At 61.0% G+C, this 16,710-nt stretch carries 15 protein-coding genes; 2 read left to right on the top strand and 13 right to left on the bottom strand.

Going from position 1 to position 16,710, the window contains the following annotated elements:
* From KI237_RS04195 to KI237_RS04175, 5 genes are read right to left on the bottom strand one after another with little or no spacing between them, the layout of a single operon-like run.
* A complete protein-coding gene (locus KI237_RS04195; RefSeq protein WP_212798923.1) occupies window positions 1-3,099 on the bottom strand; it encodes a pilus assembly protein in 3,099 nt (1,032 codons plus the stop codon).
* Window positions 3,086-3,556, bottom strand: coding sequence for a pilus assembly PilX family protein (locus KI237_RS04190; protein WP_502937105.1), 471 nt, complete (start codon window positions 3,554-3,556; stop codon window positions 3,086-3,088). Before KI237_RS04190 ends, KI237_RS04195 begins: the two co-directional genes overlap by 14 nt.
* A 20-nt stretch (window positions 3,557-3,576) precedes the next feature.
* Window positions 3,577-4,293, bottom strand: coding sequence for a PilW family protein (locus KI237_RS04185; protein WP_212798921.1), 717 nt, complete (start codon window positions 4,291-4,293; stop codon window positions 3,577-3,579).
* A complete protein-coding gene (pilV, locus tag KI237_RS04180; RefSeq protein WP_212798920.1) occupies window positions 4,290-4,751 on the bottom strand; it encodes a type IV pilus modification protein PilV in 462 nt (153 codons plus the stop codon). Before pilV ends, KI237_RS04185 begins: the two co-directional genes overlap by 4 nt.
* On the bottom strand, window positions 4,748-5,221 hold the full coding sequence (locus KI237_RS04175) for a GspH/FimT family pseudopilin (RefSeq protein WP_212798919.1): 474 nt from the start codon (window positions 5,219-5,221) through the stop codon (window positions 4,748-4,750). The genes pilV and KI237_RS04175 overlap by 4 nt, the downstream gene beginning before the upstream one ends.
* Window positions 5,222-5,381: 160 nt before the next feature.
* Here KI237_RS04175 and KI237_RS04170 point away from each other — a divergent pair, with 160 nt between their 5' ends.
* Complete coding sequence (locus tag KI237_RS04170) at window positions 5,382-5,921, top strand: GspH/FimT family pseudopilin (RefSeq protein ID WP_212798918.1); 540 nt, start codon at window positions 5,382-5,384, stop codon at window positions 5,919-5,921.
* On the opposite strand, the gene ispH is transcribed toward KI237_RS04170, so the two are convergent.
* The 6 genes from ispH to murJ form a co-directional block, all read right to left on the bottom strand.
* Window positions 5,875-6,822, bottom strand: coding sequence for a 4-hydroxy-3-methylbut-2-enyl diphosphate reductase (gene ispH, locus KI237_RS04165; RefSeq protein ID WP_212798917.1), 948 nt, complete (start codon window positions 6,820-6,822; stop codon window positions 5,875-5,877). The genes KI237_RS04170 and ispH overlap by 47 nt on opposite strands.
* Before the next feature lie 171 nt (window positions 6,823-6,993).
* Window positions 6,994-7,431, bottom strand: coding sequence for an FKBP-type peptidyl-prolyl cis-trans isomerase (gene fkpB / locus KI237_RS04160; RefSeq protein WP_003205723.1), 438 nt, complete (start codon window positions 7,429-7,431; stop codon window positions 6,994-6,996).
* Window positions 7,424-7,936, bottom strand: coding sequence for a signal peptidase II (gene lspA / locus KI237_RS04155; protein ID WP_212798916.1), 513 nt, complete (start codon window positions 7,934-7,936; stop codon window positions 7,424-7,426). The genes fkpB and lspA overlap by 8 nt, the downstream gene beginning before the upstream one ends.
* A complete protein-coding gene (gene ileS, locus KI237_RS04150) occupies window positions 7,929-10,760 on the bottom strand; it encodes an isoleucine--tRNA ligase (protein ID WP_212798915.1) in 2,832 nt (943 codons plus the stop codon). The genes lspA and ileS overlap by 8 nt, the downstream gene beginning before the upstream one ends.
* A gap of 13 nt (window positions 10,761-10,773) precedes the next feature.
* Entirely contained in the window at window positions 10,774-11,712 is a 939-nt protein-coding gene (gene ribF, locus KI237_RS04145) for a bifunctional riboflavin kinase/FAD synthetase (RefSeq protein ID WP_212798914.1), read from the bottom strand.
* 129 nt (window positions 11,713-11,841) lie between these two features.
* Window positions 11,842-13,380: a murein biosynthesis integral membrane protein MurJ gene (murJ, locus tag KI237_RS04140; RefSeq protein WP_212798913.1), complete on the bottom strand. Its 1,539-nt coding sequence runs from the start codon at window positions 13,378-13,380 to the stop codon at window positions 11,842-11,844.
* Between the two features lie 254 nt (window positions 13,381-13,634).
* On the opposite strand from murJ, the gene rpsT reads away from it, so the two are divergent.
* Window positions 13,635-13,913 carry a 30S ribosomal protein S20 gene (gene rpsT, locus KI237_RS04135; RefSeq protein ID WP_003185593.1) on the top strand — a complete coding sequence of 93 codons (279 nt, stop codon included), beginning with the start codon at window positions 13,635-13,637 and terminating at the stop codon, window positions 13,911-13,913.
* 220 nt (window positions 13,914-14,133) lie between these two features.
* Here the strand turns inward: rpsT and KI237_RS04130 are convergent, their stop codons facing one another.
* Together KI237_RS04130 and KI237_RS04125 are read right to left on the bottom strand one after the other, a co-directional pair.
* Complete coding sequence (locus tag KI237_RS04130; protein ID WP_212798912.1) at window positions 14,134-16,170, bottom strand: toxin-antitoxin system YwqK family antitoxin; 2,037 nt, start codon at window positions 16,168-16,170, stop codon at window positions 14,134-14,136.
* 81 nt (window positions 16,171-16,251) lie between these two features.
* A complete protein-coding gene (locus tag KI237_RS04125; RefSeq protein ID WP_003205733.1) occupies window positions 16,252-16,707 on the bottom strand; it encodes a CreA family protein in 456 nt (151 codons plus the stop codon).
* Window positions 16,708-16,710: the final 3 nt, after the last annotated feature.

Below are 16,710 nucleotides of genomic sequence, written 5' to 3'. Positions count from 1 at the left end.
TCATTGTATTTGCCGCCACATGATGCGGCGGCTGCCGCCCACGGTTTTTTCCAGCAACTCGGTGATGTTGCCGCTGGAGTCGTTGACGATCATGTTGGTGGCCCCGCTGGCGCTGACGACGGCGCTCAGGGTCGGGATACCCCCGGTGAACACCACCCCGCTGGAAATCGTGTCGGAGCTGTTGAGCGTGCCGTCACCGTTGGTATCGAGCACCGCATAGTTGAGCATCTTACCGTTGAACGCATCCACTTCGATCAGTTTGCCGGTACCGAAGCTGGCGCACGGGTCGGTGGTGTCCACGGCGGCCGTGGTAAAGACCACGCGCCCGCTCACCAGATTGGCCGGGTTGATCACCCGTTCGCCGGTCAATACGTTGTTGTATACCAACGGCAGGTACCAACCCTTTTTCGTCGGATAAGCCACGTCGGTCTGGCTGGTGGTCACGAACTGCCCCGTGCTGCCTGAGAACACCCCCGTGATCGACTGGGCCTGCAGGCTCGACACAGTGATTTGCCCGGCTCCGCCAGTGGCGTCCCAAATCGAGTAGAACCCTTGCAGGTCCTTGTTGAGTTTATCCGCCGTTTCGTTGAACTTGCCGGTGCCGAAAAACACCTGGGTACCGCCCTGCGGGTTGTTCGCCAGCAGCGGTTGAACGGTGATCGGCTGGGTCGCGCCACCGGGGGCGGTGAACAACGGCTGGCCGGCAAACGCCACCCCCCACGCAGTCGGGGAAGTACCACTGAGGTCGAACTTCCACATCCGCCCTTTCAAGTCGCCACCGTACGCCGCCTGCACTACGTTCTGGGAGTTGACCCGCAACTTGACCGACGACAAGCCATTACCGGTCTCGCTGCTGTTGATGACGATTTTTCTGATCAGCGAACCGTCGCGGATATCCACCACGTACAACGCCGCCACACCGCTGTTGCTGCCGTAGCCATTGGCGATGAACGCCGCCCAGCGCCCATCCGCCAGGCGCGCGACTTCAGGGCGTGCGTAGGCGTAGCCCAGGTCATTGAAAGCGTTGGCTGGGTTGGCAACGGCAGGGGCGCTGATTTCCCATAACGCCCGCAACACATTGCCCGCCGTCGCATCGAACAGCTGAACGGCATAGAACGTTTTGCCCCCGGCACCGGTCCCGCCCAAGGCAACGGTCTTCCAGGCGCTCCCCGATTGCGTATCGAATACACCCACCTGTCCATCCACCAGGAACTCGTGGCTCACGCCGTTTATGTAGTTGATGTCGGCAATGCCCTGCAACGAGGGCAGCACACTCGAAGGCATGTAAGCGTAACGCCTCGTGCCGTTTGCACTGTTGATGACGCTGAAAAAACCGTCGTTGGCGTTCACCACCAGGTTGGTGTCCATGTTCGCCGACTTGGTCGTCAGGTAGGTGCTGTAGCTGGTGTCGTTCAGCAAATCCGAAGCGGTCTGCTCATTGGGCGATGCCAGTACCAGCGGCGAATTGATAATGTCGCCCAACAATACGCTGCGCACCTTCAAGCCGGTTTTATTGACGCCCTTGCTCCACTCCACCAAGTCGTTGCCAGTGATCCCCGTGGGCAGGTTCTGACTGAGACTGGTTTGCTGGGCCGGCGAGAAGTTAGCGTAAGCCAGGGTGACAGGCACATTGGTCGCGGTATTCCAGGACTGGTAAATCGGTGCCGTGGCGCCGGGCACGATGGCGGTGTCGGTGGTCCACTGCACCGCAGCCCTGTTGACCGTACCTGTCGCGGTGAAACCGAACGCCCGGATGGTGCCGCGCCAGTCCTTGGGGTCGTAGGTGGTCTGGTAGTAACTGGAGGTGCTGGACAACGTGGCGGCGTTTGTCGTGCCAGCGCCCCCGGACCCGGCCTTGGAGGTGATGTCGCTCAGGGCAGAGGCCAACGCTGAGTTCAGGCCTTCGCTGTCGGTCGCTTGGTAATACTTACCTGCGCCGTAGCGGGCGGCGTCGGACAACATCGGGTTGCTGGCGGTAAAACCCACGGTGTAGGTATTGAGGTACTGTCGGGGAAAATCCGTGGCGTTCCAGCTCTGGCCGGTGGCGTCGGTGCCGGTGGCGCGCATGTCGATGTCGAAGGCAAACTTGGCGATGTCATCCAGGTAAAGCGTATCGCCCTCCTCATCACCATTGAGATCGGCACCATCGTTGTTGATGCCATCCCAATTCGGCAACCGGGCCAAGCCCAGCGGGTCGTTGGTGGGAAATGTTCGGTCATAGGTGGGCAAGCCGTCGGTGATCACCACCCCGAAGTTTTTCTGGCAGCGGTACTGGATCGGACTGGTATAGGTGGTCGGCGTACTGTTGTAATACGGCGCCATGCCCCTGAAATAGCGGATGACTTCGTAATAGCTCTCGGCCAACGGCGTATTCGCAACGGCGCCGAGACCGTTGATGGCGTTGATCAGGGCGCTGTAGTTGCTGTTGGCCTGGGCCTGGGTCACGCTGCCGCTGACTGGCGACAGGTCGCTGACCGAACGGGCGATGAAGCCTCCAGGACCGGAGTTGCTGCTGTTGGGTGGATTGAACGTGGCGAGGCCGATGCGCAAAGCGCGATTGCTGGTGACCAGGTCGTTGGAAACATCACGCGCCACGTTGATTCGATAATCATTGGGAATCGTGCCGGTGGTGAAGTCCCGGTTCGAGCCGTTGGCCAGGGTTAGCAGATAGGCCAGGTATTTTGTGGTGTAGCGGGTATTGCCGCCGCCCACTGGGTCCGGCAAACGCAGGCAGACCCGGCCCAGGTTACCCCGGTAGAAACCATACCAACCGCTCGTGCAACCGCCACGCTGCAGGCTGACCAACAGAACGTTCCCATCGTCTGGGTCCAGCAGCACGCCTCCCGAACAGCTGTTGCTGGAGTTACAGTTATTGACAGCTGAACGCGACACACTTGGATCAAACCCCGCCGCCCAGATAATGTTGTTCATACTCCCCGAATCATCGATCAGCAGCATGACGTTCGGCGTGACGGCAGCCGCACTCAACAGCGGTGAATCCGAAGGCGTGAACGCATAGGCCGGGGCCATCAGGTAAAGGCTGAGCAATACCCCCCACACCATCGCCATCCAGCCGCGGCGTGCCTCAGTATTTCGCATAGATGCTCTCCACCACGCTGCGCTGGTTATTGCCCACCACCGCCACCGCCGTGATCCGGTACAACGTCGCCGACGTATTGGCCGGCACGTTGACTGCCGCAAGCGTAGTGCCGATGTTCTGCACGCCATAAAACCCGCCGGCTGCGGCAACCCAGAGCACCCCTGAGGATGAATTGCGCCCAGCCGCCGTGACGGTCGCCGACTCGGCCGGTGGCGCGCATTGAGTCGCGGTGGTACAGACTGCCAGCGAATAGGTCTCGACCTGCACCGCACTCTCACCCACCCTCAACGCAGCCTCGGCATTCTGGAAGGACTGGTTGCGCTGCATGACGCTGCTGGTCATTTTTTCCTGGAGGGTGGCGCTCTGCATCGACGACAGGCCGATCAGCGTCAGCAGCAACAGGAAAACCAGGCTGACCAGCAGTGCCATGCCACGCTGGCGATGCTTGAGATCCATCGAACTCATCGATCGCCCCCTCATAGAAGCCGGTTGCGCAAGGCGGCAACCACATTGAAGGTCTGCTCGCGCACCGTGTTCCTTGGATCAAAAAGCGTCAGGCTCAGGCGCACGCTGCGGATCAGTGCCGGGTCTGCCGGGTTGACGGTGTAGCTCGACGCGGCGACGTCCGTGGCGCTGCTGGCCACGCCAAACGTCACGTCGAACGCCCGCACGTTGTCCACCAGCACCGACAGGGTCGGCGGATTGGCGGTGCCGCTGCCCAACAGCAATTGGTTGTTGTTGAAGCTGTAGACCAGTCGACGGATCGGGAAGGCCAATTGCCCCGCCGCTGGCAGCCGTGCGTTCGAGTAGGCCGTCGCCGAGGTACGGCAATCGGAGACGACGGTCCAGGTCGGCACGCTGCCGCCACTCCCGATGTCCGCGGTGACCAGGGTCAACCTCCGGTTGGCGTTATCCCAACGGATTGGAGTGATCTGGCTGGCAGCGAAACTGTTATCCGTTGAAGCATCGGTGATGGTCGCCACGCAGCCGAACATGCCCACCATGCGAATTTCCTGGACCATTTTGCTCAAGGCAAACCGCGCGTCCTCCTGAATCACCGCGGCGGCATTCTGGCTGACATAGGTATTTTTGGCGGCAATGAAAATCTGCACGACACCCAACACGACGATCAGGCTGAGCACCAGCGCGATCATCAACTCGATCAGGCCGAAACCGCGACTGTGCCGGTTCATGGCGGCGTCCCCACCGGGTCGACGGCGACGCGGCTGGTCAGCACGAAGCTGCGCCGCGCCTCGGCGGCGTTGGTGGTATTGGCGGCCCGGGCGTCGTCCCAGGAAATGGTGATGGTGTAGACCCGCTGGTTCAGCGCAATGGTGCCGGTGGCCGTGGCGCCGCCGAAGGCGATGATGTTGGTCTTGAAATCGTAGAGGTCCTGGTCCCGGGTCACGTTGAGGTTCGGCGAGCTGGGTGGTGTGATGGTGTAGTCGGCGCCGGAATTGGCGCGAATGCGGTCCAGCAGGTCGTAGGCAATGAAACTGGCCTGGCTGGTCATGCGTGAACTGTCGGTGTACTTGAGCGCATTGAGCTGGATCATTGCCGCCCCCAGCAAACCGACGCCGAGAATCAGCACCGCCACCAGCACTTCGATCAACGTCATGCCGGCCTGCGCCCTTTTACTGCAACCCTTCATCCGCAACTTCCACCCAATACGATTCTTCCATTGAGGCAAACACTCAGCGTCCTGCTCTGCGCCCCGCGTACATAATTGAAACTCACCGGCGTGGCCGGTGCCGACAACCCGCCGAGGTTGTTGAAGTCAATGTTAGTCACGTCTGAGGGTAGCGTCAGAGTCGCGCCGCTGCCCATTGCTGGAACAACCCGCAATACACTGGGCGACGAGCCAGTACTGTCATACACCGTCAGTTCGCCGCTCCAGACACTCCCTTGGGCCGTGGGGCGAATTCGCGTGGTGGTACCACGGTCGATCGCCTCCATCCGGGCAAAGTTCAGCGCCCGGCGCAAGTCGCCGATCTCGGTATCGGCCTTGGTGCTCTGCAGCGAGCCAGTGAATGACGGTACCGCCATGGTGATCAGGATCAGCAGCACGCCAAGGGCCACCAGCACCTCGATCAGCGTGAAACCTTTTGTACGAAGATCCATCGATGCCCTCCGTTGCCGTCGGCTATACCTGCCTCTACACGCTAGAACAAACCACCGCCTGTGGCGAGGGAGCTTGCTCCCGCTGGGGCGCGAAGCGGCCCTCATTTTTTGGAACTGTTACACACCCTCGCCACAACAAGCTCTCCAGGGAGGAGACGTCATGTATCAACAGGGTTTCAGCCTGATCGAACTGCTCATGGGACTGGCAATTGCCGCAATTGTTCTGCCGTGGGCCGGCGGGAGCTACAAAGAGCTGATCGAATCCATCGAACGCGAGGACACCGCGCAGTTGCTGATCAGCGGGTTGCGCATTGCCCGCAGCGAAGCCATCACGCGTAACCGCAGCGTATTGATACAAGGGATCGACAACGATTGGGGCCAGGGTTGGCGGATCATGCTGGACAACAAGGAAAAAACCTTGCTGATGGAGCGCACCGCAAGCGCCCGTGTGATCGGCAACCAGCCGATGAGACGCCGGGTGAGATTCGGCAACCAGGGAGAAGCACTGCATTCCAGTGGAGCATTCCTGGCCGGCAGGTTGCATGTCTGCGCCAAACGCGGGCCGGTCAGCCACCATCAAGTGATACTGGCGCCTTCCGGCCGCGTCCGCCTGGAAAGCGTCGAGGCCGAGGAGGCGCTGTGCGAGAAAGGACTTAAAGCAAGGAGCGCACGCGCAACTCTTTCGGCATCGAGAACGTGATGTTCTCCTCGCGACCGGCCAGTTCATCGGCACCCGTTGCGCCCCAGGCCTGCAATTGCTGGATCACGCCACGCACCAGGACTTCCGGCGCGGAAGCGCCGGCGGTGATGCCGATGCGCTCGACGCCATCAAACCAACTGCGTTGCATGTCCTCGGCACCGTCGATCAGGTAGGCCGGGGTGGCCATGCGCTCGGCCAGCTCACGCAAGCGATTGGAGTTGGAGCTGTTCGGGCTGCCAACGACCAGCACCACATCGCATTCGTTGGCCAGTTGCTTGACCGCATCCTGACGGTTCTGGGTGGCGTAGCAGATGTCATCCTTGCGCGGGCCGCCGATGGCCGGAAAGCGCGAGCGCAGGGCGTCGATCACACGACTGGTGTCGTCCATGGACAGGGTCGTCTGGGTCACAAAAGCCAGGCTCTCAGGGTTGCGAACCTGCAGGGCTGCAACGTCCTCCTCGTCTTCGACCAGGTAGATCGCACCGCCGTTGCTGACATCGTATTGGCCCATGGTGCCTTCGACTTCAGGATGGCCTTCATGACCGATCAGGATGCATTCGCGACCGTCACGACTGTAGCGCGCCACTTCGATGTGCACCTTGGTCACCAGTGGGCACGTCGCGTCGAAGACCTTCAGGCCACGGCCGGCGGCTTCGGTGCGTACTGCCTGGGAAACCCCGTGGGCGCTGAAGATCACGATGACGTCGTCCGGCACCTGGTCCAGTTCCTCGACGAAAATAGCCCCGCGGCTACGCAGGTCTTCGACGACGAATTTGTTGTGGACCACTTCGTGGCGCACGTAGATCGGCGGCCCGAAGACTTCCAGGGCGCGGTTGACGATTTCGATCGCCCGGTCCACACCGGCGCAGAAGCCACGGGGGTTGGCGAGTTTGATTTGCATGCTGTGCCTCGTGTCTTGCGCAGGAAATTGGATCAATGCAACTCAGTGTGGGAGCGAGCTTGCTCGCGATGGCGGTGGATCTGTCATCCCTGCACTGGCAGTGACTCCGCAATCGCGAGCAAGCTCGCTCCCACAGTCAATCGAGTGGCAGCCAATGCTGCCCGATAAACCTTAAACCGCCTTGACCTCGAGGATTTCCACTTCGAAGTTCAAGGTCTTGCCCGCCAGCGGATGGTTGAAGTCCACGGTCACCTGGGCGTCGTCGAACGCCTTCACCACACCCGGCAGCTCGGTATTGGCCGCGTCGTTGAAGATCACCAGCAAGCCCTCGGACAGTTCCATGTCTTGGAACTGGGAGCGTGGCATGGTCTGCACGTTTTGCGGGTTGGGCTGACCAAAGGCGTTTTCTGGCGGTACGACCACGGTGCGCTTGTCGCCGGCCTTGAAGCCGAAGATCGCCGCTTCGAAGCCTGGCAGCAGGTTGCCGTCACCGACCTTGAACACCGCCGGAGCCTTGTCGAAGGTGCTGTCGACGGTGTCACCGTTTTCCAGGTACAGGGCGAAGTGAAGCTTCACTTCAGTGTTTTGAGCGATACGCTGCTCAGTCATGGACGGCTTCTCCGGTTTTCTTGCTCTTGAACATATCCAGGGCGAGCATCACGGCGCCCACGCTGATGGCGCTGTCGGCAAAGTTGAACGCCGGGAAATACCAGCGGTTCTGCCAATGCACCAGGATGAAATCGATGACATGGCCCAGGACGATGCGGTCATAGAGGTTGCCCAAGGCACCACCGAGCACCAAGGCCAACGCCACGGCCAGCCAGGTCTCATTGCGCCCCAGGCGCTTGAGCCAGACCACCAGCACGGCGCTGACCACGACGGCGATCAGGGCGAAGAGCCAGCGCTGCCAGCCCGAACTGTCGGCCAGGAAGCTGAATGCCGCCCCGGTGTTGTAGGCCAGGGTCCAGCTGAAGTAGTCGGGAATGATCACGATCTGCTGGTACAGGGTCAGCGAGTTCTCGAAGTAGTACTTGCTGGCCTGGTCGATGACCAGGACCAGCACACTCAACCAGAGCCAGCCCAGCCGCCCGAAGCGGCCCGCCGCGTTAGGCATAATGACGAACCTCACCGGCGCCGCTGATGTTGTCGACGCAACGACCGCAGATTTCCGGATGCTCCGGATTCACGCCGACGTCTTCACGGCAGTGCCAGCAACGCGCGCACTTGGTGTGGTTCGACTTGACGATCTTGAGCTTCAGGCCGCTGACTTCAGTGGCCACCGCATCGGCCGGCGCCTGCGCGAAAGGCGCGACGCTGGCGGTGGAGGTGATCAGCACGAAGCGCAGTTCGTTGCCCAGTTTGGCCAGGTCGGCGTCCAGGGCATCGTCGGCATAGAGGGTCACTTCGGCCTGCAGGTTGCCACCGACGGCCTTGGCCGCGCGCTGGATCTCCATCTCTTTGTTGACCGCCGCCTTGACCGCCATCACGCGATCCCAATACGCGCGATCCAGCTCGAAGCCTTGCGGCAGTTCGGTCAGGCCTTCGTACCAGGTGTTGAGCATCACCGATTCGTTACGCTCGCCCGGCAGGTACTGCCACAGCTCGTCGGCGGTAAACGCCAGGATCGGTGCGATCCAGCGCACCAGCGCCTCGCTGATGTGGAACAGCGCGGTCTGGCACGAACGACGGGCCTTGCTGTTGGCGCCGGTGGTGTACTGGCGGTCCTTGATGATGTCGAGGTAGAAACCGCCCAACTCCTGCACGCAGAAGTTATGGATCTTGGAGTAGACGTTCCAGAAGCGGTATTCGCCGTAGTGTTCCTGCAATTCGCGTTGCAGCAACAGGGTACGGTCCACCGCCCAACGGTCCAACGCCAGCATGTCTTCGGCCGGCAGCAGGTCAGTGGCCGGGTTGAAACCGGTCAGGTTGGACAGCAGGAAGCGCGCGGTATTACGGATCCGCCGGTAGGCGTCCGCGCTGCGCTGCAGGATCTGCTCGGAAACGGCCATCTCGCCGGAATAGTCGGTGGACGCAACCCACAGGCGCATGATGTCGGCGCCCAGGGTGTCGTTGACCTTCTGTGGCGCGATCACGTTGCCCAGGGACTTGGACATCTTGCGGCCGGACTCGTCGACGGTGAAGCCGTGGGTCAGCAACTCGCGATACGGCGCGTGGTTGTCGATGGCGCAACCGGTCAGCAGCGACGAATGGAACCAGCCACGGTGCTGGTCCGAGCCTTCCAGGTACAGGTCGGCACGCGGGCCGCTCTCGTGGCCCATCGGGTGCGAACCGCGCAGCACGTGCCAATGGGTGGTCCCGGAGTCGAACCAGACGTCCAGGGTGTCGCTGATCTTGTCGTACAGCGGCGCTTCGTCGCCCAAAAGCTCAGCGGCATCCATCTTGAACCAGGCTTCGATGCCTTCGGCTTCGACGCGCCGGGCAACTTCTTCCATCAACTCGACGGTGCGCGGGTGCAGCTCGCCGCTTTCCTTGTTCAGGAAGAACGGGATCGGCACGCCCCAGTTGCGCTGGCGGGAGATGCACCAGTCCGGACGGTTGGCGATCATCGAGTGCAGGCGCGCCTGGCCCCAGGCCGGCACGAACTGGGTCTCTTCGATGGCCTTGAGCGAACGCTGGCGCAGGGTGTCACCGCTGGCTGGCTGCTTGTCCATGCCGATGAACCACTGCGCGGTGGCGCGGTAGATCAGCGGGGTCTTGTGCCGCCAGCAGTGCATGTAGCTGTGTTCGATGACGGTGGTGTGCAGCAGCGCACCCACTTCGGTCAGTTTGTCGACGATGGCCGGGTTGGCTTTCCAGATGAACTGGCCGCCAAAGAACTCCAGCGACGGCGCGTATACGCCGTTGCTCTGCACCGGGTTGAGGATGTCGTCGTTGACCATGCCGTATTTCTTGCAGGTCACGAAGTCGTCGACGCCATAGGCCGGCGCGGAGTGAACCACGCCGGTGCCCGCGCCCAGTTCCACGTAGTCGGCCAGGTACACCGGTGACAGGCGGTCATAGAACGGATGACGGAAATTGATCAGCTCCAGCGCCGAACCTGGCGCGGTGGCGACCACCAAACCTTCGAGGTTGTAGCGGGCCAGGCAGGATTCGACCAACTCTTCGGCCAGCACCAGCAGCTTGTCGCCGACATCGACCAGGGCGTAGTTGAATTCCGGGTGGACGTTCAGCGCCTGGTTGGCCGGGATGGTCCACGGGGTGGTGGTCCAGATCACGATCGAGGCCGGCTTGGCCAGCTTGCCCAGGCCGAAAGCGGTGGCGAGCTTGTCGTCATCGGCAATCGGGAAGGCAACGTCGATGGTCGAGGACTTCTTGTTCTCGTACTCGACTTCCGCCTCGGCCAGGGCCGAACCGCAATCGAAGCACCAGTTCACCGGCTTGAGGCCCTTGAACACGAAGCCGCCCTCGACGATTTTCGCCAGGGCACGGATTTCGCCGGCTTCGTTCGTAAAGTCCATGGTCTTGTACGGGTTGGCGAAGTCGCCCAGCACGCCGAGGCGGATGAATTCGGACTTCTGCCCTTCGATCTGCTCAGTGGCGTAGGCACGGCACAGTTCGCGGGTCTTGTCCGCGCCCAGGTTCTTGCCGTGGGTCACTTCGACCTTGTGTTCGATCGGCAGGCCGTGGCAGTCCCAGCCCGGGATGTACGGCGCATCAAAACCCGACAGGGTCTTGGAGCGGATGATCATGTCCTTGAGAATCTTGTTCAGCGCGTGACCGATGTGGATAGTGCCGTTGGCGTACGGAGGGCCGTCGTGCAGGACGAACTTCGGACGATCCTTGCCAATTTCGCGCAACTTTCCGTACAGGCCAATGCTGTCCCAACGCTGCAGAATCTGTGGTTCGCGCTGAGGCAGGCCGGCCTTCATTGGGAAGGCGGTGTCCGGAAGGTTTAGCGTGGCTTTATAGTCGGTCATTTAAGGCTCTTCATTAGCGATTGGCGCTGGTTGCGACAAGGGCACGGGCGGCGGCGATATCTGCATGGATCGCCGTCTTGAGCGCCTCCAGAGAGGCAAAACGCTGCTCTTCACGCAGCTTATGGTGGAAAACCACCGTCAAACGCCGGTCATACAGATCGCCGGCAAAATCCAGAACATGTACTTCAAGGTGGGCCTTGCCATCGCCCTGGACCGTAGGCCGCACGCCGATGTTGGCGACGCCGGGCCAGGTCTTGCCGTCGATCTCGACACTCACCAGATACACCCCGGTCAGCGGCACACGACGACGCTTGAGCTGCACGTTGGCCGTCGGCGTGCCCAATTGGCGCGCCAGTTTCTGCCCGTGCAGGATCCGCCCGGCAATCCGGTACGGCCGGCCAAGCAAGCGCTCGGCCAATTCGAAGTCGGCAGCCGCCAGGGCATTGCGGACTTGGGTACTGCTGACGCGCAAGCCATCCATCTCGACAGTCTGCGCTGCTTCGACGGTAAAACCCTGGGCGACACCTGCTTGTTGCAGGTAATCGAAATCCCCGGACCGGTCGCAACCAAAACGAAAATCATCGCCGACTTCCAGATGCTTCACACCGAGACCGTCCACCAGGATGGTCTCGACGAATTCGGCGGCACTGAGCTTGCTCAGGCGCTGGTTGAAGGCCAGGCACAGGACTCGGTCGACGCCTTCGGCCGCCAGCAGTTGCAGCTTGTCCCGCAACCGGGCCAGACGGGCCGGGGCGGTGTCCGGGGCGAAAAACTCCCGGGGCTGCGGCTCGAAGATCACCACGCAGCTGGGCACACCCAATTCCAGCGCGCGCTCGCGCAGCCGCGCCAGGATAGCCTGGTGGCCACGGTGAACACCGTCAAAGTTGCCAATAGTGGCGACACAGCCCCGATGTTGGGGGCGCAGGTTGTGGAGGCCTCGAACCAGCTGCATAACGCGCTTCTTGCTCATAAAGTGGCCGATTATAACCACACCCGGCGGCCGACGACAGGCAACACCGCACCCCAAAGTGATCGAACCGACAAAACCACTGCCCGCCCCGGGATTATCGAGGGCTTGCCCTCAGCTCAAGGCCTTGCGGTTGAAGTCACGCAGACGGAACCCCATCAGCAGCAACATGCCGAAATACGCCACCACGCCGGCAACCACCAGCGCCCCCAGGCGCAGGAAACGCGCGAGCATCTGCCCTTCGCCCCAAGCCGGCATGAAATGCATCGCCCCCAGCAAAACCGCCGACATCACCGCCACGGCGACCAACAGCTTGAGCCCGAACTTGCCCCAGCCCGGCTGCGGCTGATACATCTTCTGCTTGCGCAACTGGTAAAACAGCAGGCCGGCGTTGAGACACGCGCCGGCGCTGATCGCCAGGGCCAGGCCGGCGTGGGCCAACGGGCCGATGAGCAACAGGTTGAACAACTGGGTCATCACCAAGGTGAAAATGGCGATTTTCACTGGCGTGCGAATGTTCTGCTGGGCATAGAACCCCGGCGCCAGCACCTTGATCACGATGATCCCAAGCAGGCCCACCGAGTAAGCGATCAGCGCACGCTGGGTCATCGAGGCGTCGAACGCATTGAATTGACCGTATTGGAACAGCGAAACCGTCAACGGCTCAGCCAGGATTCCCAGGGCCAGGGAACAGGGCAAGACCAGCACGAAACACAGGCGCAGGCCCCAGTCGAGGATGCGCGAGTACTCCTGGCGGTCCTGACTGGCGTAGGTCTTGGCCAGGGTTGGCAGCAGGATCGTGCCCAGGGCCACCCCCAGCACGCCGGACGGCAATTCCATCAGGCGGTCGGCGTAATACATCCACGACACCGAGCCTGCCACCAGGAACGAGGCAAAGATGGTGTTGATGATCAAGGAAATCTGGCTCACCGACACCCCGAGGATCGCCGGTAACATCTGCTTCATCACCCGCCACACACCACTGTCGCGCAGGTTCAGCCGTGGCAGCACCAGCATGCCGATCTTTTTCAGGTGCGGCAGTTGATAGAGTAATTGCGCCAGGCCACCCACCAGCACTGCCCAGCCGAGAGCCATCACCGGCGGATCGAAATACGGCGTCAGGAACACCGCGAACACGATCATGCTGACGTTGAGCAGGGTCGGCACAAAGGCCGGTACGGAAAAGCGGTTCCAGGTATTGAGGATCGCCCCGGCCAGGGACGACAGGGAAATCAGCAATATATAAGGAAAGGTCACCCGCAGCAGGTCCGAGGTGAGCTGGAACTTTTCTGGCGTATCCGTAAAACCCGGGGCCGTGGCCCAGATCACCCACGGCGCGGCAAGCATGCCGGCAGCCGTGACCAGCGCCAGCACCAACGTCAGCAGGCCGGTGACGTAGGCAATGAACGTACGGGTCGCTTCGTCGCCCTTCTGGCTTTTATATTCCGCCAGGATCGGCACGAAGGCCTGGGAAAACGCCCCCTCGGCAAAGATCCGCCGCAGCAGGTTGGGCAACTTGAAAGCGATGAAGAAGGCGTCGGTGGCCATCCCGGCGCCGAATATCCGTGCGATCAACGTATCGCGAACGAACCCCAGGACGCGGGAAAGCATCGTGATAGAGCTAACGGCAGCCAACGATTTGAGCAGATTCATGAAAAGAGTTTTTGCCTGTCGATAAACAGCAGGCGAACAACGCGCCCACTTGTGCGATACTCCGCGCCGCTAAACAGTGCAGAGCCAAAGCCCGCGAGTTTACAGGTCGCACGCCGGAAAGAAATCCTTCGGTGCGCAGCACCTGCCATTCAGCGGAACGCGTCACCCGCCCTTGACAAGACTTCAACTCATCGGCATGATTCGCGGCCTATTTTGTTTGCTATTTCCCAAAAAGTCTTTCGAGGAGCTCGACGGTGGCCAACACACCTTCCGCCAAAAAACGTGCAAAACAGGCTGAGAAGCGTCGCAGCCACAACGCCAGCCTGCGTTCCATGGTCCGTACCTACATCAAGAACGTAGTTAAGGCCATCGACGCAAAAGACGCTGAAAAAGCTCAAGCTGCTTACGTTCTGGCTGTGCCAGTTATCGACCGCATGGCCGATAAAGGCATCATCCACAAGAACAAGGCTGCTCGCCATAAGAGCCGCCTGAATGGCCACGTAAAGGCCCTGAACGTTGCCGCTGCTGCCTAAGCGACGCGCTCGTTAAAAAACCGACCTCCGGGTCGGTTTTTTATTGCCTGGGATTTACCCCTCAACCAGAGCAGCCCCTCTCCTGCGGGAGCGGGCTTGCTCGCGATGGCGTTGGATCAGATGACGGAAAGGGTGACTGCACTGCCGTCATCGCGAGCAAGCTCGCTCCCACATTGGATCTTCAGTGGGCATAAGCCCTGCACCCACCTCCTGCGGGAGCCTACTCACCAAAATTGAAAACCACCGGCTTGGGCGGAGGGCAACCGCCAGGAGGTGGAAAATTCTGTACACCGGCCTCATCGTAGCCGGTGTAACACCCCACTATCTTGTCATCCTTGAAGCTCATGCGACGCTCGACCACGCCCGTCGGGTAGTAGTAGACCGTCTCACCTTCACGCTTGGCATATGAGTAATCCTTGTATTCCTTCCCCTCGACCGTTATCAGACGAAAGCCCCGCTTGACCTCGGAGAACTTTAACTGACCGTCGGGGTAGTACTCCCTGTGAATGACGCGATCATCCGGCTCCAACAACACCTCCCGGACGTTACGCCCATCCTGGGTGTGGCGAGCACTTTGCTCATTTCCGAACAGATACTCGCTCTCAGAGTCGAAATGGCCGTTGTTGAAAGCCCCTCGCTGCCTACCGCAACGCTTGATGCTGGTGTACTTGCCATCAGGCACATGACAGTAGTTCCTGTCAGCGATCAGCACGCCATTCGCATCAAAGGATTGCAGATTCCCAATGGGCTCATCCCCCTCGTAGGTTGCCACGGTGTCGGGCTGAGCATTGGGGTGATAGAGGCGAAACGGCCCCTCTTTCGAACCCTGCCGCCACGAAATATCCGAAAGCAGCACCTCACCGTCATCACTGTAGGTCAGGGCGCGCCCTTCGATTTGGCCATTGGCATAGTTGGCCGAATAGGTGAGCTTGCCATTCGCTGCGTAGGTTTCCTTCAAGCCATCCAGCACACCCGCGCGGTAATGCTCGACGAGCCGCAAGACACCTGCGGCATCCACTTCGCGCAATTCGCCTTGCTTCTTATCAGCGACGAAATCCACGGTCTGGACAGCACCACCCTCTACATTCAATTTCCAACGACCTTCCCGGACACCCTGCACGTAACGCCCCTCACCCCAAGGCATTTTCCAGTCGCCGTGCTGCTGGCCCGCCACGAAATTGCCGCGCTGGACAACCTCCCCATGACGCACGCGCTCGGAAGGCCCGTCGAAATCCCCGTGCTTGTAAGTATCGAAGCCGGACATCTGCCCCTCGTCGTCGCGCACCTCGATCGTCCAGCGCCCCTCATAGAAGTCATCAACGATCATGCCCTTGGAAACCGCACCCCCATCACTGACAACCCACGGCCCCTGGCGCAGCCCATCCACATAGGCGCCGGTGGACGCGTAGCCCGACTCATCGAATTGCGCCCACTTGCCCGACCTCTTGCCTTGGACATAAACACCCAGCGCCCAGAGCCGCCCATTCCCCAAGGCCGCCCAGGCCCCGTCCTCGGAGCCCTGGTACACCTTTGGATCGGTTTCCCAGGTCATCCTGCTGACACGATAGGCAGCGCCCACATCCTCGTCCCGAGGCGGCACGCGCTCATAAGTCAGCGTGAGCCAGCGCCCTTCGCGCTGCTGAAACGTCTTTTTGTAGGTGTCGCGATGAGGGTCCTCTGGCGGCTGCCCCACTGACGCCGGGACACCGTCGACGCCGAAGTACCCCACCAGCGTGCCACTCGCGGGCTCCAGCGTGTCGAACTCGGCGATACCGGTCCTGGGTAACACAGCGCTGTAATCGTAGGGCGGCAACTTGCCCAGTTCTTTCTGGACCAGCGCGGCAGTGAGGACCTTGCGATCAGCGGCGATACGATCCAACACCGGCTGCAGCGTCTCAAGCCGGCGATACATACCGGTGGACGGCACGAAGCGATAACCATGAAGCGCGTACTGCCCCCTTGCCCGTGACAGCACGACCAGCGTCTGGAGATCGCTGTCGAGACTGGCGTAGAACACCGACTCGATACTCGCATCGCCATACCTGTCGAGCACTTGCGGGACGCCATCCGGCGAATCACACAGGCATGAATAGCCGACGACACCCTGCGCCTCACGGATAAAGGCCAGGGTCGCACCACTCTCCTGGGAGACCTTGATCACCGGATGAGCCAAGGGCTTTGCGTTATAAAACGGTTCCGCCAACGCCCCGACGCAAACCGAACAACCCAGCACAAACAACAACAAAAACCCACGCATACGAATCCCTTCGCGCCTGAAGCACAACACATTCATAGATATTGAAAGCGCGAGCCGATCGGCTCGCCCATTATTTGAGACTTAACGCCACGGCAAGATCGGAATAGCCGTCACCGCGTTCTGCGGGCTGCCTTCGATCACGCGATCGCTGTAGACCAGGTACACCAATGTATTGCGCTTCTTGTCGAGGAATCGCACCACTTGCATGGTCTTGAACACCAGCGAAGTGCGCTCGCGGAACACTTCTTCGCCGTCCTTGAGCTCACCCTTGAAGCTGATAGGCCCGACCTGGCGACAGGCGATGGACGCCTCGGCGCGATCCTCGGCCAAGCCCAGGCCGCCCTTTACACCGCCGGTCTTGGCCCGCGACAGGTAGCAAGTCACGCCATCCACCTTGGGATCATCGAACGCCTCGACCACGATCCGGTCATTGGGCCCGACAAACTTGAACACCGTCGACACCTGGCCGATTTCCTCGGCCGAAGCCAGCAGCGGTACAGCCAGCAGCAAGCCGATCAATCCTTTTGCCAAACCCATGAT

Origin of the sequence: Pseudomonas sp. St316 (assembly GCF_018325905.1) — a bacterium.
Lineage (GTDB): Bacteria > Pseudomonadota > Gammaproteobacteria > Pseudomonadales > Pseudomonadaceae > Aquipseudomonas.
The sequence above is the reverse complement of the archived record's forward strand: the minus strand, read 5'-3'. Positions and strand labels throughout refer to the sequence as shown.

Excerpts from the sequence above, each read along its gene's own strand:
- fkpB (WP_003205723.1), bottom strand. The coding sequence starts at position 7,431 with ATGACTGAGCAGCGTATCGCTCAAAACACTGAAGTGAAGCTTCACTTC.
- KI237_RS04170 (WP_212798918.1), top strand. The coding sequence starts at position 5,382 with ATGTATCAACAGGGTTTCAGCCTGATCGAACTGCTCATGGGACTGGCA.
- lspA (WP_212798916.1), bottom strand. The coding sequence starts at position 7,936 with ATGCCTAACGCGGCGGGCCGCTTCGGGCGGCTGGGCTGGCTCTGGTTG.
- KI237_RS04175 (WP_212798919.1), bottom strand. The coding sequence starts at position 5,221 with ATGGATCTTCGTACAAAAGGTTTCACGCTGATCGAGGTGCTGGTGGCC.
- KI237_RS04130 (WP_212798912.1), bottom strand. The coding sequence starts at position 16,170 with ATGCGTGGGTTTTTGTTGTTGTTTGTGCTGGGTTGTTCGGTTTGCGTC.
- ribF (WP_212798914.1), bottom strand. The coding sequence starts at position 11,712 with ATGCAGCTGGTTCGAGGCCTCCACAACCTGCGCCCCCAACATCGGGGC.
- ileS (WP_212798915.1), bottom strand. The coding sequence starts at position 10,760 with ATGACCGACTATAAAGCCACGCTAAACCTTCCGGACACCGCCTTCCCA.
- KI237_RS04190 (WP_502937105.1), bottom strand. The coding sequence starts at position 3,556 with ATGGATCTCAAGCATCGCCAGCGTGGCATGGCACTGCTGGTCAGCCTG.
- KI237_RS04185 (WP_212798921.1), bottom strand. The coding sequence starts at position 4,293 with ATGAACCGGCACAGTCGCGGTTTCGGCCTGATCGAGTTGATGATCGCG.
- KI237_RS04195 (WP_212798923.1), bottom strand. The coding sequence starts at position 3,099 with ATGCGAAATACTGAGGCACGCCGCGGCTGGATGGCGATGGTGTGGGGG.
- ispH (WP_212798917.1), bottom strand. The coding sequence starts at position 6,822 with ATGCAAATCAAACTCGCCAACCCCCGTGGCTTCTGCGCCGGTGTGGAC.
- KI237_RS04125 (WP_003205733.1), bottom strand. The coding sequence starts at position 16,707 with ATGGGTTTGGCAAAAGGATTGATCGGCTTGCTGCTGGCTGTACCGCTG.
- pilV (WP_212798920.1), bottom strand. The coding sequence starts at position 4,751 with ATGAAGGGTTGCAGTAAAAGGGCGCAGGCCGGCATGACGTTGATCGAA.
- murJ (WP_212798913.1), bottom strand. The coding sequence starts at position 13,380 with ATGAATCTGCTCAAATCGTTGGCTGCCGTTAGCTCTATCACGATGCTT.